This is a genomic window from Acinetobacter sp. Q186-3 (genome assembly GCF_013420655.1).
Lineage (GTDB): Bacteria > Pseudomonadota > Gammaproteobacteria > Pseudomonadales > Moraxellaceae > Acinetobacter > Acinetobacter indicus.
In genome coordinates this window covers 1-21246 of sequence record NZ_VOXS01000011.1, presented here as the reverse complement: position 1 = coordinate 21246, position 21246 = coordinate 1, and the positions used below count along the sequence as shown (strand labels likewise).

Annotated in this window: 18 protein-coding genes and 4 pseudogenes; 8 read left to right on the top strand and 14 right to left on the bottom strand. The window is 45.4% G+C overall.

The window, feature by feature from the left end; translation table 11 throughout:
• The first annotated feature begins 15 nt into the window (after positions 1-15).
• Genes FTT64_RS10255 through galE form a run of 3 tightly spaced genes read left to right on the top strand, consistent with a single transcriptional unit; the run spans position 16 to position 3945 of the window.
• Positions 16-1272 carry a nucleotide sugar dehydrogenase gene (locus FTT64_RS10255; RefSeq protein ID WP_104484443.1) on the top strand — a complete coding sequence of 419 codons (1257 nt, stop codon included), beginning with the start codon at positions 16-18 and terminating at the stop codon, positions 1270-1272.
• Positions 1272-2936 carry a glucose-6-phosphate isomerase gene (gene pgi, locus FTT64_RS10250; protein ID WP_180182349.1) on the top strand — a complete coding sequence of 555 codons (1665 nt, stop codon included), beginning with the start codon at positions 1272-1274 and terminating at the stop codon, positions 2934-2936. The genes FTT64_RS10255 and pgi overlap by 1 nt, the downstream gene beginning before the upstream one ends.
• On the top strand, positions 2929-3945 hold the full coding sequence (gene galE / locus FTT64_RS10245; protein ID WP_180182350.1) for a UDP-glucose 4-epimerase GalE: 1017 nt from the start codon (positions 2929-2931) through the stop codon (positions 3943-3945). Before pgi ends, galE begins: the two co-directional genes overlap by 8 nt.
• 55 nt (positions 3946-4000) lie before the next feature.
• Here galE and FTT64_RS10240 read toward each other — a convergent pair whose 3' ends face one another.
• Genes FTT64_RS10240 through ribBA form a run of 8 tightly spaced genes read right to left on the bottom strand, consistent with a single transcriptional unit; the run spans position 4001 to position 12155 of the window.
• Positions 4001-5371, bottom strand: a complete 1371-nt coding sequence (locus FTT64_RS10240) for a phosphomannomutase CpsG (RefSeq protein ID WP_180182351.1) — start codon at positions 5369-5371, stop codon at positions 4001-4003.
• Between the two features lie 57 nt (positions 5372-5428).
• The gene (glmS, locus tag FTT64_RS10235) at positions 5429-7267 is read right to left on the bottom strand and encodes a glutamine--fructose-6-phosphate transaminase (isomerizing) (RefSeq protein ID WP_104500500.1); all 1839 of its coding nucleotides are present in this window, start codon (positions 7265-7267) and stop codon (positions 5429-5431) included.
• 12 nt (positions 7268-7279) lie between these two features.
• Positions 7280-8644: a bifunctional UDP-N-acetylglucosamine diphosphorylase/glucosamine-1-phosphate N-acetyltransferase GlmU gene (gene glmU, locus FTT64_RS10230; protein ID WP_180182352.1), complete on the bottom strand. Its 1365-nt coding sequence runs from the start codon at positions 8642-8644 to the stop codon at positions 7280-7282.
• 18 nt (positions 8645-8662) lie between these two features.
• Entirely contained in the window at positions 8663-9139 is a 477-nt protein-coding gene (locus tag FTT64_RS10225; RefSeq protein WP_104472366.1) for a phosphatidylglycerophosphatase A, read from the bottom strand.
• 22 nt (positions 9140-9161) lie between these two features.
• Positions 9162-10079 carry a thiamine-phosphate kinase gene (thiL, locus tag FTT64_RS10220; protein WP_104505833.1) on the bottom strand — a complete coding sequence of 306 codons (918 nt, stop codon included), beginning with the start codon at positions 10077-10079 and terminating at the stop codon, positions 9162-9164.
• A gap of 16 nt (positions 10080-10095) precedes the next feature.
• Positions 10096-10545: a transcription antitermination factor NusB gene (gene nusB, locus FTT64_RS10215; protein ID WP_005181335.1), complete on the bottom strand. Its 450-nt coding sequence runs from the start codon at positions 10543-10545 to the stop codon at positions 10096-10098.
• A 4-nt stretch (positions 10546-10549) separates the two neighbouring features.
• A complete protein-coding gene (gene ribE, locus FTT64_RS10210; RefSeq protein WP_005181338.1) occupies positions 10550-11020 on the bottom strand; it encodes a 6,7-dimethyl-8-ribityllumazine synthase in 471 nt (156 codons plus the stop codon).
• Between the two features lie 19 nt (positions 11021-11039).
• Positions 11040-12155, bottom strand: coding sequence for a bifunctional 3,4-dihydroxy-2-butanone-4-phosphate synthase/GTP cyclohydrolase II (gene ribBA, locus FTT64_RS10205; protein WP_104473595.1), 1116 nt, complete (start codon positions 12153-12155; stop codon positions 11040-11042).
• Positions 12156-12902: 747 nt separating this feature from the next.
• On the opposite strand from ribBA, the pseudogene FTT64_RS10200 reads away from it, so the two are divergent.
• Positions 12903-13259, top strand: a pseudogene (locus tag FTT64_RS10200) (integrase core domain-containing protein); the annotation flags it as partial.
• A 38-nt stretch (positions 13260-13297) separates the two neighbouring features.
• Here FTT64_RS10200 and FTT64_RS10195 read toward each other — a convergent pair.
• The 4 genes and pseudogenes from FTT64_RS10195 to FTT64_RS14545 all read right to left on the bottom strand — a co-directional run.
• Positions 13298-13504, bottom strand: a pseudogene (locus FTT64_RS10195) (exodeoxyribonuclease VII large subunit); the annotation flags it as partial.
• 200 nt (positions 13505-13704) lie between these two features.
• Complete coding sequence (locus FTT64_RS10190; protein WP_127801937.1) at positions 13705-14007, bottom strand: hypothetical protein; 303 nt, start codon at positions 14005-14007, stop codon at positions 13705-13707.
• Positions 14008-14081: 74 nt separating this feature from the next.
• Positions 14082-15200: a Fic family protein gene (locus tag FTT64_RS10185; RefSeq protein ID WP_180055193.1), complete on the bottom strand. Its 1119-nt coding sequence runs from the start codon at positions 15198-15200 to the stop codon at positions 14082-14084.
• Positions 15201-15361: 161 nt separating this feature from the next.
• A pseudogene (locus FTT64_RS14545) lies at positions 15362-15481 on the bottom strand (type II toxin-antitoxin system death-on-curing family toxin); the annotation flags it as partial.
• A 59-nt stretch (positions 15482-15540) separates the two neighbouring features.
• Here FTT64_RS14545 and FTT64_RS10180 point away from each other — a divergent pair.
• The 4 genes from FTT64_RS10180 (at position 15541) to FTT64_RS10165 (ending at position 19907) form a co-directional block, all read left to right on the top strand.
• On the top strand, positions 15541-15855 hold the full coding sequence (locus FTT64_RS10180) for a hypothetical protein (protein ID WP_095706048.1): 315 nt from the start codon (positions 15541-15543) through the stop codon (positions 15853-15855).
• A 635-nt stretch (positions 15856-16490) separates the two neighbouring features.
• Positions 16491-16700, top strand: a complete 210-nt coding sequence (locus FTT64_RS10175; RefSeq protein ID WP_005098942.1) for a hypothetical protein — start codon at positions 16491-16493, stop codon at positions 16698-16700.
• Positions 16701-16951: 251 nt separating this feature from the next.
• Positions 16952-18406: a SulP family inorganic anion transporter gene (locus FTT64_RS10170; RefSeq protein WP_180055195.1), complete on the top strand. Its 1455-nt coding sequence runs from the start codon at positions 16952-16954 to the stop codon at positions 18404-18406.
• Between the two features lie 175 nt (positions 18407-18581).
• On the top strand, positions 18582-19907 hold the full coding sequence (locus FTT64_RS10165) for an ISNCY family transposase (RefSeq protein WP_180182353.1): 1326 nt from the start codon (positions 18582-18584) through the stop codon (positions 19905-19907).
• A 213-nt stretch (positions 19908-20120) separates the two neighbouring features.
• On the opposite strand, the pseudogene FTT64_RS10160 reads toward FTT64_RS10165, so the two are convergent.
• Positions 20121-20300 (bottom strand): annotated as a pseudogene (locus tag FTT64_RS10160) (recombinase family protein); the annotation flags it as partial.
• A gap of 52 nt (positions 20301-20352) precedes the next feature.
• Positions 20353-21057 carry an IS6-like element IS1006 family transposase gene (locus tag FTT64_RS10155; RefSeq protein ID WP_180185153.1) on the bottom strand — a complete coding sequence of 235 codons (705 nt, stop codon included), beginning with the start codon at positions 21055-21057 and terminating at the stop codon, positions 20353-20355.
• Positions 21058-21246 lie beyond the last annotated feature (189 nt).

Below are 21246 nucleotides of genomic sequence, written 5' to 3'. Positions count from 1 at the left end.
AGGGCAGAGGTCAGCATGAAGGTTGCAGTTTTTGGTCGAACGCTTTATGCCGGGGTGATGGCGGCGCTATTGGCAGAATGTGGGCACAAGGTCTACTGGTGTGACATTTTCGAGCAAGATAGCCCGGAAGCGCCTGACTTTCAGGATGAGGCGGTCAATCGCCTGCTGCAGCAGCAACATGCCCAAGGCTTTCTGCATTACTGTAGCCTGAAAGAGCTGGGTCTAGAGATGGATGTCTATCTGTTTAGCCTGAACCCGGCTGAAGAGCCACTACTGATTGAACTGTTGCAGCAGCTCCAGCAGCGTCCGATCATTCATCCGAAACTGATGATCAATGCCTCGACCCTCGGTCTGCAGGGTACGGCACGTCTGAAACAGCTACTGCCTGAAGATGACTGGGTGTATTTGCCGGATATGAGCCAGGAAGGCAATGCACTGGCCAGTATCACCCAAGCGGAACAGCTGACCGTGGGCTGTATGAACCCGCAGGTGCAGAGTAAAGTGCAGGAATTTTTACGTCCTTTATTCCCGCGTAAGCAGCAATACCTGTTTATGCCGGTGCTGGATGCGGAATTTACCAAGCTGAGTATTTCCGGCATGCTGGCAACCCGGATCAGTTATATCAATGACTTGGCTGTGGTGGCAGAAAAACTGGGGATTGATATTGAGCATGTGCGTCAGGGCATGGCCGCCGATAGCCGGATTGGCGCGTCCTATATGTATCCGGGCGCCGGTTTTGGCGGAGAAAACTTCTCGCATGATGTCCTGACTTTGGCCAATACCGTTTCAACCACCGGGGTGAAAAGCCAGCTTTTGGCCCAGGTCTGGGAAATTAACGAGCAGCAAAAAGAACTGCTGTTTCGCAAACTGTGGAACTATTATCAGGGCAATTTAAAAGGCAAAACCATTGCCATCTGGGGCGCCGCGTTTAAGGAAAATACTTCACGCGTGCACCATTCACCGATTCACGCCATGCTCAAGGCACTCTGGGCACAAGGGCTCACGGTTAAATTACACGATCCGCAAGCCTTGCCAGAAATTCAGGCATTGTATGGCGAACGCGATGATCTGATCTTGTGTCAGGACCAGTATGAAGCCGTCAAAGACAGCCATGCGCTGTGCCTGTTAACCGCCTGGAAACATTACTGGAGTCCGGACTATAAAACCCTACTCAACAGTATGCAGCATCCGTTAATTTTAGATGGACGTAATATCTATGATCCGCAGTTTGTCAAAGCGCAAGGCTTTGCCTATATGGGAGTAGGACGCTAATGAGCAGTTCAGCAGCGGTACATACGCGTGATTCACTGTTATTACAGTTACAGACTTTAAAAAATCAGTTTGAACAGCGCCATTTAACCGATTTATTTGCACAGGATGCGCAGCGTTTCGAGCACTTCTCCGTACGTTTAAAATCGCTGGTTTTCGATTATAGCAAGCAGCGGATCGATGCCGAAGTACTGGCGCAGCTGATTCGCTTTGCTGAGGCACATGACTTATCGGGCTGGATCAACACCCTGTTTTCCACCGATACGATTAACTATACCGAACAGCGTGCAGCCATGCATTGGGCGCTGCGTTTGCCGGAACAGGGCAGTACTCATCCGGAACTGGCTGAGCAGGTGCAGGCCCAGCTACAGCGTATGTATCAGCTGGTAGAAAAAATTCATGCCGGACAATGCCGCGGTGCCACCGGTGAAGTAATTCAGGATGTGGTCAATATCGGCGTCGGTGGTTCAGACTTGGGCCCTTTGATGGCGACTCAGGCACTGTCCGATTTTAAACATCCAAGTGCCAAGCCACTGAGCGTGCATTTTGTTTCGACCATGGATGGCAGCCAGCTCTCGGATCTGCTGCATAAGCTGCGTCCGGAAACCACGTTATTTATTATTTCCTCCAAGTCTTTTGGCACCATTGATACCTTGTCCAATGCGCAAACCGTCCGTTTATGGCTGGAAAAAGCCTTGGGCAAACAGGCACGTGTATTACAGCATCATTTTGTTGGGGTCTCGACCAAGCCTGATAAAATGACCGCATGGGGTATCGCGCCAGAAAACCAGTTCCTGCTGTGGGATTGGGTCGGTGGCCGTTATTCACTCTGGTCTTGTATCGGTTTGCCAATTGCGCTAATTATTGGGGTAGAAGGCTTTAAAGCCTTTTTGGCCGGTGCCTATGCGGTGGATCAGCATTTCCAGACCGCACCCTTTGCACAGAATATTCCGGTGTTGATGGGTTTATTGGGCATCTGGAACAATAATTTTCTGGATATTCAGACCCATGCAGTTTTGCCCTATGATGGCCGCTTAAAATATTTTGCCTCTTATCTGCAGCAGCTGGAAATGGAATCGAATGGTAAATCGATTCAGCGCAGTGGTGACGCAGTCGAACTGGATACCTGTCCAATTGTCTGGGGTGAAGTAGGACCGAATGCCCAGCATGCGTTTTATCAGCTGCTGCATCAGGGTACACAGGCGGTTAGCTGTGATTTTATTGCGCCGGTGAAACGCTACAATGCCAACCAGTTTACCTATGCCGAAAGTGCAGAGGCGCTGGTCGAACAGCACCATCTGGCGCTGTCTAACTGTCTGGCGCAATCGCGCTTACTGGCTTTTGGCAATCAGGCACTGGATCAGGCCGAGCTGGCCAGTCTGCCACCGTATAAGCAATATGCCGGTAATCAGCCGAGTTCAACTTTCCTGATTCAGGAACTGAACCCGTATAGCTTGGGGATGTTGATTGCCTTGTATGAGCATAAGGTCTTTGTCCAGTCGGTGATCTGGAATATTAACCCCTTTGATCAGTGGGGCGTAGAAAAGGGCAAGGAAATTGCCAATCAGCTGTTGCCAATTTTAAATGGCCAGCAGCAGGATGTATCGGCACTGGACGCTTCGACACAGGGTTTATTACAAATTTTATTAGGAAAATCAGATGGCTAATATTCTGGTCACCGGTGGCGCCGGTTATATTGGTTCGCATACCTGTCTGGAACTGCTCAATGCCGGGCATCAGGTGGTGGTGCTGGATAATTTATCAAACAGTTCAGCAGAATCATTACAACGGGTACAAGCACTGACCCAGAAAAGTCTCCATTTTATTGAAGGGGATATTCGGGATGGTGCCGGTCTGGATCAGCTGTTCCAGCAGCACAAGATTGATGCGGTGATTCATTTTGCCGGTCTTAAAGCGGTGGGGGAAAGTCAGCAAATTCCACTGGCTTATTTTGAGCATAATATTGCGGGTTCTATCAGTCTGGCGCAGGCGATGCAACGCGCAGGGGTGTTTAAACTGGTCTTCAGTTCCTCTGCAACAGTTTATGGGGAATATAATCCATCGCCTTATCAGGAAGATATGCCATTAAGTATGCCAAATAATAATTATGGCTATACCAAACTGGTGATCGAACAAATGTTGGAAAAACTGGCGATGGCTGATGAGCGCTGGTCAATTGCCTTATTACGTTATTTTAACCCGGTCGGCGCGCATAAAAGTGGCCAGATTGGTGAAGACCCGCAAGGGATTCCAAATAACCTGATGCCTTATGTGACCCAGGTGGCCGTGGGTCGTCGTGAAAAACTCTCTATTTTTGGCAATGACTATCCAACTCAGGATGGTACATGTGAGCGAGATTTTATTCATGTCGTCGACCTGGCACAGGCTCATGTTTTAGCTGTTGAGAATCGCCTGACTGAGTCTGGCTGCCGGGCCTGGAACATTGGGACCGGACACCCAATTTCAGTGCTGAAGATTAAAGAAACTTTTGAGGCTGTTAATGCTGTGCAAATTCCCTTTGAATTCGCAGCACGACGTGATGGAGATCTGGCCAGTTTCTATGCTGATTGCCAGCGCGCACAAACTGAGCTTGGTTGGCAGGCTAAATTGTCACTAGAAGATATGCTGGCTGATAGCTGGAACTGGCAAAAACAGAATCCAAATGGCTATCGTTAGTCACATCTTCATCTCAGTACAATAAAAAATGGAGCGTTGAGCTCCATTTTTTATATTAAGCCTGAATCAAGCGGGTCAATTCATCGACATAGTCTTGCATTGGTTTGGGTTGCTGGTCACGGCGGCTTTCAATATTCAAACGCAGCAAAGGTTCGGTATTGGAAGCCCGCACATTAAAACGCCAGGCGCCAAAATCCAGACTTACGCCATCGGTCTGGTCAATGGCCGGGTTCTGATCGGCATAGTGCTCAAAAATCTTTTGAATGGTGGCCTGGGTATCGGCCACTTTAAAATTAATTTCACCTGAGCATGGGAACTTGGCAATCATCTCTTCTACCAGACTCGATAAGGATTGACCGGTTTCAGACAGCACCGCAATCGCCAGTAACCATGGAATCATGCCGCTATCACAATAGGCAAAGTCACGGAAATAGTGGTGGGCACTCATTTCCCCGCCATAAACCGCGTTGTGCTCACGCATCACATCTTTAATAAAGGCATGCCCTGATTTGGACTGGATTGCTTCACCCTGATACTGCTCCACCACATCAAAAGTGTTCCAGACCAGACGCGGATCATGCACAATTTTTTCACCGGACTGTTTCAACAAGAAAGCCTGTGCTAACAGACCCACGATGTAATAACCTTCAATAAACTGGCCTTTTTCATCAAACAGGAAGCAGCGGTCAAAGTCGCCATCCCAGGCAATGCCCAGATCTGCGCCATGCGCCAGTACTGCCTCGCGGGTGCTGTCGCGGTTTTCTACCAGAATCGGGTTCGGAATCCCATTCGGAAACGTGCCATCGGCTTCATGGTGAATTTTGACAAACTCCACCGGAACATTCAGGGCCTTGAATTTATCTTCAATCGCATCAATGACATGACCTGCAGCACCATTGCCGGCATTCACCACCAGCTTCATTGGGCGAATCTTGGCTGGATCAATATAGGTCATCAGATGATCTACAAATTCCGGCAAAATATTGTAGGACTGTGTGGTTCCTTGGGCTGCGACTTCGGTAAATGTAGCGGCTTCTGCTAAGGCCTGAATTTCTTTTAAGCCAGTATCGGCACTGATTGGACGGGCATTCTCGCGCACCAGTTTCATGCCGTTATAGTCCATCGGGTTGTGACTGGCAGTGATTTCAATCCCGCCTTGGACATCCAGATGGAAGGCGGCAAAATAGACTTCTTCGGTGCCAGTCATACCCAGATCAAGGACATTTACACCTGCATCATTCAGGCCTTTGATGGTGGCCTGTTTTAAGTCTTCACTGCTTAAACGGATATCGCAGCCAATCGCCACAGTTTTTGGCTGGTAAATCTGGCCATAGGCACGGCCTATTTTATAGGCAATCTCTTCGTTCAGCTCGCTGCCCAGTTTGCCGCGAATATCGTAAGCTTTAAAGCAAGTCAGTTGGGTCATTATTTGTTCTCCATGCAGAAGAAAAAAGGCCGGTGAACCAGCCTTTTTCTGTTTTGCTTATTCTACCGTCACCGATTTGGCCAGGTTACGTGGCTGATCCACATCGGTACCACGTAGTACCGCGACATGATAGGACAGCAGCTGTACTGGGATACTGTAGACAATTGGCGCCAGCACCGCACTGATTGATGGAATATGTACCACATGCTGACGCTCTTTGGTTTTAATGCCGCTGTGCTCATCGGCAAAGACAAACAGCTCACCACCACGGGCCTGTACTTCTTCCATATTGGATTTCAGTTTATCCAGCATGTCATCTTTTGGTGCCAGAATCACCACCGGCATTTCATTGTCGACCAGAGCTAGCGGACCATGTTTCAGCTCACCGGCGGCATAACCTTCGGCATGAATATAGGAAATTTCCTTCAGCTTCAGGGCACCTTCAAGCGCAATCGGGAACTGGGTGCCACGGCCGAGGAACAGGCAGTGGTTCTTTTCCACAAACAGCTCGGATAAGTGCAGAATCGCCGGGTTATGCTGCAGGGTATCCAGAATCACTTTTGGCGTGTGCCACAATTCCGCGATAATCTCGGTGACCGTTTTTTCAGCAATGCTCTGTTTGACCTGACCAATTTTCAGAATCAGCAGCATCAGCGCAGCCAGTTGCGTGGTAAAGGCTTTGGTTGATGCCACGCCAATTTCCGGTCCAGCCAAAGTTAACAGGCTGTGATGGGTTTCGCGTACCATTGATGAGGTGGCTACGTTACAAATTGCCATGGTGCAGATGTTTAGCGCTTTGGCTGCAGCACGTTTTTGGGTATCGCGCAGTGCAGCCAAGGTATCGGCGGTTTCACCCGATTGGGAAATACAGATATACAGGGTGTTGTTAACAATCACTGGCGTACGATAGCGGTATTCGCTGGCAATTTCGACCTGACATGGTACATCAATCAGCTGTTCAAACCAGTACTTGGCAATCATGCCGGCATGGTAACTGGTACCGCAGGCAATAATCTGCACCTGCTGGATGTTGGCGAAGTCCTGCTCGGCCTGGGCCAGAAAGTCTTCACGCAGCGCATTGCCATTTAAGGCCTGAGAAATGGTTTGCTGAATCGCTTCTGGCTGCTCATAAATCTCTTTGAGCATGTAGTGCTTGTATTCACCTTTAGAGGCATTGCTGACCGTTGCATCCAGCTCTTTCACCGGACGGTTCACCAGCTGACCATCAACAAAAACTTCGATGGTTTCACGGGTTAAACGGGCAATATCGCCTTCTTCCAGATAAATAAAGCGGTTGGTAATTGGCAACAACGCCAGCTGATCCGAGCTGATAAAGTTCTCGCCAATCCCAACACCAATCACCAAAGGTGAACCTTCACGAACCGTGATCAGTTCATCCGGATGGTCGGTATGGATAATACCGAGTGCATAGGCGCCTTTGAGCTGCGGCACCACCTGTTTCACTGCTTCCAGTAAACTTGGGGTGGATTTCAGGGCATCATTGACCAGATGCGCAACCACTTCGGTATCGGTTTGCGAGGTAAACACATAGCCAAGCGCTTCCAGATCATCTTTGAGTTCCTGGAAGTTTTCAATAATTCCGTTATGCACCACCGCCACATTGCCCGAAATATGCGGATGGGCATTGTTTTCAGTCGGCTTGCCATGGGTCGCCCAGCGCGTGTGTGCGATCCCTAAAGAACCGGTTAATTCGGCTTCAATAACTGCCTGTTCCAGATTGGCCACTTTCCCGACACGACGTTCACGTAATACATGACCGCCATTGATTAGCGCCAGACCGGCGGAATCATAGCCCCGGTATTCCAGACGCTTTAAGCCTTCAATCAGGATATTGCTAATATTACGTTCTGCAACGCCACCGACGATACCACACATAATCTTTTCCTCTTATTTTTTCAGTTTTTGGGGACGTTGATAATTATCTTTACTCAACTGTTTTGAGCGTTCAAAGGCCAGGCTATGGTCAGCCACATCACGGGTAATTACCGAGCCGGCACCCACCGTTGCGCCGTTGCCAATGGTTACTGGTGCCACCAGCGAGCTGTTTGAGCCAATGAAAGCCGCATCGCCAATGATGGTTTTGAATTTATTGGCGCCGTCATAGTTACAGGTAATGGTGCCTGCGCCAATATTGGAACCGGCACCGACTTCTGCATCGCCTAAATAGGTAAAGTGATTGGCTTTGGAGCCGACACCAATTTGGGTGTTTTTGACTTCAACAAAGTTGCCAATATGCACCTCATTGGCCAGCACTGCACCCGGACGCAAGCGGGCAAATGGACCAATCTGTACATCTTCACCGACAACAGCATTTTCAAAGACGCTGTACGGCTGGACTTTGGTGCCGGCCGCAATTTTGCTGTTTTTAATCACACAGCCTGCGCCAATTTCAACGCGATCGCCGAGCTCGACTTCACCTTCAATAATCACATTGATGTCGATACGTACGTCTTGACCTACTTTGAGTGAACCACGTAAGTCGAAGCGACTTGGATCAATCAGATGCACGCCTTTCTGCATTAACTGTTTGGCCTGGAAGCTTTGAAATTCACGTTCTAATGCGGCCAGTTGCACCCGGTCATTGACACCTTCGACTTCAAAGGCACGTTCCGGCTGCACCGAAGCCACCTGCATGCCATCGGCAATGGCCATGGCCACAATATCGGTCAGGTAGTATTCGCCCTGTGCATTGTCATTGGACAGCTTTGGTAACCATTGATGCAGTTTGGCATTGCTAACGCAGTAAATGCCGGTATTGATTTCCTGAATCTGGCGCTGTGTCTCAGAAGCATCTTTGTGTTCAACAATGGCCTGAATCTGGCCATTGTCACGTACAATACGGCCGTAACCGGTCGCATCTGGCAGGGTTAACGTGACCAGACCAATACCGGTAGCCTGACTGGCCTCGACCAGTTGCTCTAAGGTGGCCTGGCTAATGCACGGCACATCACCGGATAAAATAATTGAAACACCATCCTGACCCAGTACCGGCAGCGCCATTTGGACCGCATGTCCGGTCCCGAGCTGCTCGGCCTGTTCCACCCATTGAACCGTTTCATGGGCAAAGGCCTGATGCACCTGTTCGCCGCCATGGCCATAAATGGTAATAATATTATCTGCTTGTAATTGTTGTGCCGTTTCAATCACGTGACCCAGAAGCGGGCGTCCTGCAAGGGGTTGAAGCACTTTCGGAAGGCTGGAGCGCATACGCGTTCCTTTCCCTGCGGCAAGAATAATCACGGTGGTAGACATGTATAATCCTAGTTATTGCTAAACCAAAATAAAATAAAGATAAATTAAAATACAGATTGCTGCCCAGAGTCCGGCAATCAGATCATCCAGCATAATGCCAAAGCCGCCATCGACCTGACGGTCAATCACCCGGATGGGCCAGGGTTTCCAGACATCAAACAGCCGGAACAGGGCAAAGCCTGCAATGACCCACATCGTATTCATCTGGCCAAAATAGATCAGCGGTAAAAAGGTAATCGACTGTCCGGCAAATTCATCCCAGACAATACGGCCATCATCATGGACGCCCATGACCCGCGCGGTTTGCCCGCAGATATAAATCCCGACCAGTGACATCAGCAGAATCGCCACAACCGAATAGGCAAAACCAAGCCACAGCCACAGCGGAATAAATAGCAGCGCAAAAGCCGAGCCGAAGGTGCCGGGAGCTTTGGGTAACAGGCCTGATCCAAACCCGACCCCACAGAAGACAACCAGGCGGTCGGGCCAGCTCATCGCTTTAAAATGAATGGCAGGTTTAGGCAAAGTGTTGGTATCCCTGGAATTGGAGCGAATGATCTACGCCATTCTGCACAAAATGAAGTTCGGGTGCTGCATGAATTTGTCCAATCTTGGTAACGCGGACATTCAGCGGTTGTTGTAAAAGTTGTTCAAAATGCTGCGGGCTGATGCTAAAGCACAGTTCATAGTCATCGCCGCCAGCCAGCGCATATTGCCAGCGCTGTGTGTCAGGTAAATGACGCAGAGTATCGCTAAGCGGTAACAGATCCAGATCCAGCGTGGCACCAACCTTTGAGGCTTTAAGAATATGTCCCAAGTCTTGGGCCAGACCATCTGAAACATCAATCATGCTCGAGGCCAGGCCTTTGAGTTGCTGGCCCAGTTCGCAGCGCGGGGTTGGATAATCCAGACGCTGCTGCAGTGCATGTCCCGGATGTTTCAGACCAAAGGCGGCATCACCGACGGTGCCGCTGACACAGATATAATCACCAGGCTGGGCACCGGCGCGGGTAATCGCCTGACCGGTATCTATCCAGCCCAAGGCGGTCACGGATAAGGTTAAATGCGGACTTTGGGTGGTATCTCCACCAATTAAGCGCACCCCAAATTGATCGCAGCAATCATACAGACCTTGGCTAAAGGCTTTCAGCCAGTCGTGATCAATTTGGGGTAGGCTCAAGGCCAGTAGAATACTGTGCGGCGTGGCACCCATGGCAGCAATATCGGAGAGATTGACTGCAACAGATTTCCAGCCAATGGCATGTGGATCAGTATCTAATGGGAAGTGTCGTCCAGCAACCAGCGTGTCGGCGCAAATCACCAGCTGTTGCTGTGGGGGAGGAGTCAGCACGGCTGAGTCATCACCAACACCTAAGTCGACAGAACTGCCGTGCTGCCGATTGAAATAGGTGTCAATAATGGAAAACTCAGCCATCGCATCAATCTGTCAATTATTTAGATTGCTGTTTTTCTGCTGCACGTAATGAGCTGGCCAAACGGTCAAGAACACCGTTAATGTATTTATGGCTGTCTGCACCGCCAAAATGTTTTGCCAGCTCAATGGCTTCGTCTAAAACCACGCGATATGGAATTTCCAGATGTTCTTTCAATTCATAGGCGCCCAGACGAAGGGTTGCGAGTTCAACGCCGTCAAGGGCATCAATTTCGCGGTCAAGCACAGGGATTAAGAGCGCATCCAATGCTTCATGATTGGCAACCACTTGAGTCAACAATTCATGATAATAGCCGAGATCCACTTTGTGCATGGCATTTTCGACACGCGTGCGTGCTTCAATCTCGTGCACCGGATTGTGGCTCATCTGCCATTCATAAATTCCTTGTACAGCAAAACGACGTGCTTTACGTTTTGCTGCATAAGTTGCTTGAAGTGTTTGCGACATAGCGTTAAATAGCCTTTAACAAGTTAACCATTTCAATTGCAGTTAAAGCAGCTTCGCTACCTTTATTACCTGCTTTTGTACCCGAGCGTTCAATCGCTTGTTCGATACTATCCGTAGTCAATACACCGTTAATGACCGGTAAGCCAGTGTCCAGGCCAACCACGCCTAAACCTTTGGCACATTCGCCTGCAACAAAGTCGAAGTGAGGCGTACTGCCACGAATCACCGCGCCCAGTGCAATAATGGCATCGAAACGATCAGATGCTGCCAGTTTTTTCGCAACAACCGGAAGTTCCCACGCCCCTGGTGCATGAACAACAGTGATATTATCCTCTGATACACCATGACGTTTCAATGTGTCGATGGCACCTTCCAGCAAATGTTCCACCACAAAGCTATTAAAACGACCAACTAAAATCGCGTAACGGCCTTCGCTCGCGAGATGTAACATACCTTCAATACGGCGAACTGCCATAGCAAACCTCGATGATTTCTTAAGTTGTTTGTTGTGCGGTGACGTATTCCACCACTTCCAAGTTAAAGCCGGACAAGGCATTGAAACGTAATGGCGAGCTGAGCAGCTTCATTTTTTCAACACCTAAATCACGTAAAATCTGTGCACCTACCCCAATGGTCTGATACTGCTGAGACAGCGCCGCATTGGATTTACTTTTCTTCGGTGCATTTAAGCTGTCCAGTGCCGGACCTAAATCCTGCAGATGACGCTGGCCAATCCAGACCAATACGCCACGATCACTATTGGCAATTTCTTTTAAGGCACGGTCCAGATTCCAGGCCGGTTCACCATCCTGCTTGTTCAGTTTTAGCAGGTCACGGGTTGGGTTAAAACCATGCACGCGAACGGTGGTCACGCCATCTTTTGGCTCACCTTTGACCAGCGCCAGATGAATATCCGGGTTACCCAGTTCACGGTAACGATACAGGTCAAAGCTGCCATATTCGGTATCAATAGTCTGCTGATCCAGACGCTCAACGGTTTGTTCATTGGTCATGCGGTAATGGATCAGGTCGGCGATGGTGCCCATTTTCAGACCGTGTTTTTCGGCAAACACTTCCAGATCGGCACGGCGCGCCATGGTGCCATCTTCTTTAATAATTTCACAAATCACCGAAGCAGGTTCTAGACCAGCCAAACGGGACAGGTCACAGCCGGCTTCAGTATGACCGGCACGGTGCAGCACACCACCTGGTTGCGCCATCAGCGGGAAAATATGGCCCGGCTGGACAATATCGGCCGGTTTGGCATGGGCGGCAACCGCCGTGCGAATGGTATGCGCACGTTCAGCCGCGGAAATTCCGGTGGTGATGCCTTCTGCGGCTTCAATCGACAGGGTAAAGTTGGTGCCATGCTGGGCGCCGTTGGCATCGACCATTAAGGGTAGGTTTAATTGCTGGCAACGCTCACGGCTTAGGGTCAAGCAGACCAGACCGCGGGCATGGGTGATCATAAAGTTGATGTCTTCCGGGCGAACATGCGTGGCAGCCATGACTAAATCGCCTTCATTTTCACGATCTTCATCATCCATCAGGATAACCATTTTTCCTGCACGGATATCTGCTACTAGCTCTTCAACTGTATTGAGCGGCATCAACCTTCACCTTCTTTTTGTCTCAACGGACATTTTCATGACATTAATTGTGGCATAGTCTAACGCTTTTTCGTAGGTTTTGCCTATGCTTATCCGTTTCCCGGTCTGCTTCATTGTTATACACAGTGGCTGCTGGCTTGAAAAGGGCCGGCGTCTGGAAAAAGCTTGAATTGTGCAGAATATTTAAGCAATTGATCTGTATAAAAATATAAACAGCAGCCCGTAAAAACTGGGAGTTTTTTAAAAACGCTTTTATACATTTAGACTACGATTTAAATCAGCCAGATAAAACAGGAATGGCGAACAGGCTTGGGGTGAGGTTCAAAAATTTTAGAATAGGCAATAAAAAAAGCCCCAATCTTTCGATCAGGGCTTTTTGAATTTGGAGCGGGAAACGAGACTCGAACTCGCGACCCCAACCTTGGCAAGGTCACCGAGATTTATTACATTAAATGGCGTTAATAGTAAGTATATGATTTTATTTGTTTTGTTTTATTTTTTGTGTGGTAAAATTTCGATCAATTTATATCATTTAATGTCATTTTGGTCACTTTATTCTATACATTTTAGTTTTTAAAAGCTACCTATGTTTTGATGCTGATTTTCATGAGAAATAATAACATTATATTGTTTAATATAATGTTGTTAATAATTTATAAATAGACTACAACATGTAGTAGCGAAGATGCTCAACATGCACTTACTACGTAACATCATTAAATAAAAGTCTTCCACAAACCAGGTACGGTTCATGATCGAGGCATGCCAAAGAATGTGATTCATCATTCCGACAGAGGTGTGCAATATCTTTCCATTCGATATACCAATCGTTTAGAAGCAGCAAATTTACGAGCATCAGTCGGTACAACTGGTGATTCATACGATAATGCTCTGGCTGAAACGGTGAATGGCTTATACAAAACAGAGGTGATTGAATATCTAAAAGCAGATTGGCAAGGTTTAGCAGATGTACAACTTGCGACACTAAACTGGGTAGATTGGTTCAATAAAAAGCGTGTACACAGTGCACTGGGTTATGTATCGCCTTTTGAGTTTGAAGCAATGTACTATGATAAGATTAACCCGTTAGGTCAGGTGGCCTAACTTAAATAAAAAAGTCTCCGACAAACCCGGTACGGTTCAGTGAATTTCCACAGGGTGCCTTTACAGCTGGCAATCACTTTATGGCTGTCTTCATCTTTCTCTGCCAGTTCCAGATAGTAATGCCCGCCTTTGATGCTGAGATTACGGATCTCGGCTTTGACCCATACCGCTTCATCGAAAGTCAGCTGGATGACTTCCTGTACGGTGGTCAGGTATTCACTGAGACTGAGTTGGGTTTCTGACATGAAAGAAAATACGGAATGCGGTCATTTGATCCTACAAAATAACAGCTTTCATTTCAAAGCATAGAATTGTTTGGAAAATCTGGAGCATTGCCATGTATGTCCACAATGTGCTGAAAGCCTCTCATCAAGATTTGACTATTTTGCGCTGAGGATAAACGGGTCAGACTTCAATTTTTATCCAGTAAGCTTATCAAGTGCTCTCATTTCGCATGTTCTTTATAGTACTGGTTTTTCCGTTTGGAATTGTGCTTCCAACTTTTGGAAAATTTATAGACATAAGTCGGGAAATCATCCCAAACATAGGGCAAACCACTACCACGGGCAACACGTATTTTGAGCGGATAGTCTTTATATTCAATGCAATGCATGAAATAAAAACTTCTTTCTTGTTGCGTACTGAACTTTTTAAAATAAACACTTCTCAGATTAGGATATTTTTTCCAAAAATAATCATGAGGATGTGCTTTGATAGACTGTTGGTACTGATATTTCAGTTTTTTCATGATTCCTCCTAGGTAACATTACCTAGAAGGGATCCTGTGCAAAGTAATTCATCATAGTTAATCTCTTTGTCTTTCTATAATTGAGTATTGATTTGATAACGTGTGTTACGTCCACCACCTTCTAATTTGACTATACATGCTTTTTCAAGCAAGTCAGATAAGTGGCGGGTAGCTGTTGCCTTACTGACTTTAGCAACCTTTTGATATTGTGAGGCACTAATGCCATGTTCAAAGCCATTTTCCCCGCCATCCAATAAACGGTTTAAAACCTTTCGTTGCCCTTCATGCAGGTCTAAACTAGAATATTTATGCCAAAACTGACTTTTAAATAAAGTTCGATTGATCCGCTTTAAGGTTGTTTCAAGGCTGTCATTCAAGGTATCTAAAAACCAGACCAGCCAATCTGTGATACTGGAATCATTTTTTTGGGTTTGCTCCAAGATGTCATAGTAACTTTTGCGTTTGTTTAATATCGCAGGAGATATGGCATACAAACGAATGCTCTGTTCATCCATTTGAGCCAGGGCAAGATCTGTCAGTGTACGTGTAATACGACCATTACCATCATCAAAAGGATGTAGCGTCACAAACCATAAATGAGTAATGCCTGCGCGTAAAAGGGGGTCAAGCAAGGAATCGGTCAGACTATGGTTAAACCACTCGATAAAGGCATTTAAGCGACTTTCTAGCCCCTCTCTAGGAGGAGCTTCAAAATGTACCGTAGGATAATCCAATCGACCTGAAACGACCTGCATAGGTTCTGAGCCTCTGAGTTGACCAATGCGTAAACGTTGCATTGTCCAATCCGGGTCATTGAAAAGCCAACGATGCCATTGCATGAGGCGTTCAACTGTGAGCGGTTGCTTCACATTGTTAAGCGCATCGAGCATGATATTCGCTAGACCTTCTGATCTGTCTGAGCTTGGATAAGGTTGTTCAAGAGTAACGCCCAAACGTCGAGCTAGAGATGATCGCAATGAAAAAACATTTAGAGTTTCATTTTCAATCGCTGATGAAGCAACTAGATTGGCAAGTAGAGTATCTAAAGTAAATTGTTCTTTCGCTAAATCATGCTGACTTTGCCCAAGAAGAATTCCTATTTTTTGATGTATTTGTCTAGTTTTAGGCAGGATGATTTCATCTTGCCATGTGAAGTTTGTCCAGTTTTCTGTTTGCCAAATCCATTCCTGCATCTTCAATCTATAACTCGAATCGTTCCAAGATGAGTTAAATATAGCATATATTCGGCTCACAATATGAGCTGAATATAATGTTTAATTAGCTCATCTATTTGTCAGAATTTGCATCAGCCGACTTATTTTAACGTCGAATTGTTGGTGTCTTTGTGGTTATTTTAAATTTTCAGAAAATCTGAAACTTTTAAAGCCAAAATTTCGTGTTCGTCTTGTGATTCCACAATATCAACCATAAGATCATCAAGCTCAGTATCATCTTTAATTGAAACACCTTGAATATTTTCTGATCCTTACTTCAGGTATGATGATATTGCTATCACTACATTTAAAAATCATTATGAAACACTTAGGATTTGTAGGAAAAAGTACAGTACATATTGGATATACCCATGTTGAAATTATTAACAGCGCTCTTCGACTGTCCTTCAACGTGCCCTTAAAGAATAATCCAGAGGGAGTCTTTAGAAAAATCGTAGAAAACAACTATGATTTATTGATATCGACTTCAGCAGAAATCTCATTTGAATTAGATAGCGAAACGATTACAAAGGCTGAAAACTTAATTAAAGAGCAAGGTATTGAGTTAGAAGAATTTATTCAGAATACGCTGATTGAATTTATCAATCAGAACCAATTAGATACCACTAACTAATTACCATAGTTAGACAATAAAAAACCCCGACATATCGGGGTTTTTCGTGTTTGGCTGCTAGGTAGGCTGCTGTTCTACCTCACGTCCTGGTGCTTGAACTTATCATTATTGTTGTATGTTTCGGAACTTCCTGTTCCTGTATGACTTCATCATAAGCAAAAAACTACAGATCCCCTAGCCGCAAAATCCCTAAATGTTTGTGCGCCAGGGCGTACAAATCTGGCTAAAAGTTGTCCCGGCTTTATCCGCAGAAATTGGGGATAATTTTTGCCCTGGACACCTGATAGAATCAGGAAAAACCGCAAAAAAAGACTATTTTTTAAACAAATTGATTGGCGAAAGATGCCAGGATCGAATAGAAAAAAGCCGACTTGTTTCCAAATCGACTTTTTGGGTTTGCGCCCCCGATTTTTTATATCATAAATTATTGATAAATAATACTATTTTCCATAAATTTCGAATAATGCCCATTATGTTAAATGGCCGGGTATTTAGATGAATAATAATGCTTTCAATTGGGTAAAGCTTGCAGAATCCTGCTGAATTTGTAATCCTTGCGCCCAAGGGTGTCTAGCTAAGCTGAGGCAGGTGTTTGTTGTAGTCGGGCCGCTACAATATTGATAAAGAGCGCCTGTATGTTTAATTTCAAGATTTTTAATAAAGTCTCTACGGAAGTATTGACGATAAAAAATGACCTCGAGCTTAATTCCGAAATCCAATTAATTAATAAATATAAAACGGCTATTTCTGAAGATTATAAACAGGCTATTGTTTTGATCTTTAAAGAACGTGGCTATACACGTTTGGAAATAGGTCAATTACTTGGGGAGCTAAAAGCTTCATAAAATACCGATTAAACAAAGCTTGGATATAACATCCAGGCTTTATAAAAAAGTACCTAGCTGTTACCCTTGTCCTGATTTTTTTTTACTCTAAAAAGTTCCTTCATCTTATGACACTTACGCCACCTTAAGTTTATTTACCGTCTTAAATCTGTAAATAACTCATCACTGTCTAGTGATGTGGTGTAGTCGCTTGTGTGTTGTATATATCACATCACTAGCCTATCTGAAAAATTAAAAAACAGGCTATGTTTATGTTATCTAATGTCCGAGAACAGTGGTTCTCTAACATCCGTGGGGATGTACTTGCCGGATTAGTCGTCGGTCTTGCACTCATCCCTGAAGCCATCGCATTTTCAATTATTGCAGGTGTAGATCCTAAAGTCGGTCTATATGCATCCTTTTGTATTGCCGTCGTGATTTCTTTCGTAGGTGGTCGTCCTGCCATGATTTCAGCTGCCACCGGGGCTATGGCACTGCTTATGATCACATTGGTCAAAGAGCATGGGCTTGAATATCTGCTGGCAGCAACAATTTTGACAGGCGTGATTCAAATATTGGCAGGCTATTTAAAGCTTGCCAAGTTAATGCGGTTCGTATCTAAATCTGTGGTTATTGGATTCGTAAATGCGTTAGCGATCTTAATTTTTATGGCTCAGTTGCCTGAACTGATTAATGTGACCTGGCATGTATATGCTCTAGTTGCTTTAGGTTTGGCGATTATTTATCTCTTCCCTCTGGTTCCCAAATTAGGAAAATTACTCCCTTCTCCACTAGTCTGCATCATTGCAATCACATTATTGGCAATCGCTTTAGGAATTGATGTACGGACCGTGGGCGATATGGGGTCTTTACCTGACACACTTCCAATGTTCTTGATTCCAAATATTCCTTTGAATATTGAAACATTGATGATTATTTTGCCTTATTCAGTCGCACTGGCGGCTGTAGGTTTACTTGAATCGATGATGACAGCAACCATCGTGGATGAAATGACAGATACACCAAGTGATAAATTCCAAGAATGTAAAGGACAAGGTATCGCGAATATTGCTTCTGGCTTTATGGGGGGGATGGCCGGTTGTGCCATGATTGGTCAATCCATGATTAACGTGAAATCGGGTGGTCTTACACGCTTATCAACATTCTCTGCGGGTATTTTTCTTCTTATTCTGGTTGTATTTATCAGCGATTGGCTCAAAGTGATTCCAATGGCTGCATTGGTAGCGGTAATGATCATGGTCTCTATCAGTACCTTTGAATGGAGTTCTGTCACTCAGTTAAAAGATAATCCTAAGAGCAGTAATATCGTCATGATTGCGACTGTGATTGTAGTTGTTGCTACGCATAACCTGGCTTTGGGTGTGTTAACAGGCGTATTACTTTCAGCTTTGTTCCTAGCGAATAAACTTGAAAATGATATCCAAGTAATAGCATCTTTTGAAGGAACAGCCCGTTTATATGATTTGAGAGGTCAGATCTTCTTTAGTTCTTCTGAAAAATTCATGCAAGGGTTTGACTTTAAAGAGGATGTAAAGGATGTGATTATTGATTTGACCCATTCTCACATTTGGGATGTAACATCAGTCGCCATGCTTGATTCTGTTGTAAATAAATTCCAAAAGAATAATGTGAATGTCACTGTGCGTGGCTTAAATGAAGCCAGCTCTATCATGATTGATAAGTATGGAACACATGCCAGAATCTAAGTGCAGGAGATTTTACGTTTATGTAGAATCTCTAAAATTAACATAATACACCTTATACGTAATGCTTGTGTAACTCCAAAATAGAAATGTCCGGTTTCTCCAAAGTAAAAATGTCCGCTTTTAGAATACGTGATTTTGCGATTATCGAAGCGGACGGTTTGATATGTTGGTGTCTATGTCGGATAAAGAACTTAAACGATTGTCGGTCTTGCAGGAAATCTGTGATCAACGCATAACCCAGTCCCAGGCTGCTCAGCTACTGCATATTTCAGAACGTCAGATCAGACGTTTATTGCAAAAATACAAAGCTCAAGGTCCAACTGCATTAGCACATGCTGCACGTGGCCAAATCAGTAATTCCAGGCTTCCTGAAGAGCTCAGACTCAAGTGCCTCAATCTGGTCGCTGAACAATTCCATGGTTTCGGACCCACTTTAGCGCATGAAAAGCTCAGCACTGTTCATGGCTTTGATATTTCAGTTGAAACACTGCGTTCCTGGATGATTGCAGCAGATCTGTGGATTCCTCGCGCCAAGCGCCTGAAACGCCCGTATCAGCCTCGTTATAACCGGGACTGTTATGGTGAACTGATCCAGATTGATGGCTCACATCATGACTGGTTTGAAGGACGAGCCCCTAAATGCTGTCTGCTGGTATTTATCGATGATGCGACAGGAAAATTGCAGCATTTACGCTTCTGTGAGTCAGAATCAGCCTTTGACTATATGATCTCAACACGCTTATATGTCGAACAGCACGGTAAGCCTTTAGCGTTTTACAGCGACAAACATTCAGTCTTTAGAGTGAATCAAAGCAGCAAGAAAGACACCAAGATTACCCAGTTTGGACGTGTACTCAGCACCCTGAATATCGATATCATCTTCGCTAATTCACCGCAGGCCAAAGGCCGTGTGGAACGGGCCAACAGAACCCTTCAGGACCGTCTGATCAAGGAGATGCGCCTGAAAGGCATCTGTTCGATTGAGCAAGCTAATGTCTGGCTACCCTGCTTCATTGAGCAGTTCAATCAGAAGTTCGCCAAGATGGCTTTTAATCCTAAGAATCTACATCGGCCTATCATGGAAACAGCCGAAGAGTTAGATGATATTTTTACTTGGCGTGAACCTCGCAGAGTCACGAATAGCCTGACGATTACTTATGATAAGTGCGTCTATCTGCTGGAAAATAAAGAAGAAAACCAGAGTCTCATGGGTAAATATATTGAATTTCTAGAATACCCAGACGGTACGGTCGCCATTGAATATCAGGGAAGAAAAATCAATTACAGCATCTTCGATAAATTAAGTCAGCTGAACCAGCGAGAGATTGTTGAGAATAAACGTTTGAGTTCAGTCTTGGCCCATATCCAGCAACAGCATGAAGAACTAGAACAGCAAAACAAACGAAGTCGTTCTCAATCTATGCCACGTAGACGAGCACAGAAAACAGCAATTCAACAACGAAATCTGAATCCTGTGCTTGACTTGGAAATGTCTGTATAGGACATTTCTATTTGGTTATTAGGTAGGACATTTCTACTTGGGAATAACAGCTTGATATTTCTCTTTAAATATCATTATATTAAAGCAAGCCGTTCTGGAATATAGGGCACCAGAGCGGCTTTTTATTGATTATTCATGTTCCACGCTTAAAATTCGAACAGTGTTTCATGATTTTTATAAGTTAAACTAAATTTAGTTGCTAATCCCAATAAGCTATTCACTAACTTGTAAATATCGGTATACCGCCTGACGACTAATCCCAAAAGCTTTCCCTAATGCCATTTTCGATGGATACTTCCCCTCCTTCCATGCTTGTCGTAAAGCTTCAGCTTGGTCAGGCTTTAGTTTATGCACCCGACCTTTGTACTTCCCCTGAGCAGAGGCGAGTTTTATGGCACTGTTGCAAATAGAGATTTGAGTCGATGATGTTCCCTTTAAAAAGTACTTAGAGACCGAAAACCCTGTTGATTAGACACACTTCACCCTGAGGCTGACCATAATAAAATGACGATGCTTGTCCTTTACGTAGTGCACGCATGACTTCAATACCTTTAATTGTGGCATAAGCCGTCTTCATAGATTTGAATCCTAATGTGGCCCTGATGATCCGCTTTAGCTTGCCATGATCACATTCAATCACGTTATTTTTATACTTAATCTGCCTGTGCTCAAGGTCTGGTGGACATTTACCTTCCCGTTTTAACCGTGATAAAGCACGTCCATATGTGGGTACTTTATCCGTGTTGATCACTTGTGGAATTTGCCACTTCTTCACATTATTTAAAATTTTTCCAAGAAAACAATATGCTGATTTGGTATTACGTCTAGAAGAAAGATAAAAATCAATGGTATCGCCATGTTGATCGACTGCACGATACAGATAAGACCATCGTCCATTCACTTTTACATAGGTTTCATCAATATGCCACGAGCTCAGATCTGTAGGATTACGCCAATACCAGCGTAAACGTTTTTCTATTTCAGGAGCATAACGTTGAACCCAACGGTAAATAGTCGTGTGATCAACATTCACACCCCGTTCGGCCAGCATTTCCTGCAGTTCACGATAGCTAATGCCATATTTACAATACCAGCGCACAGCCCAAAGAATGATTTCGCCCTGAAAATGCCGACCATGGAAAGGATTCATATGCTGCACCTTTAGCTAAAACAGTCTTCAGCTTACCATTCGTGGTTATTTGCAACAGTGCCGCTGACGCACACCATCGCCCACCGGGTGGGTCGCTATCTGGAACGGCAAGGCCTGCTGGAACGGGATGTCGAAAACAGCTATCTGGCCTCGGATGCGGTGGATGACGACCCGATGACACCCCTGCTG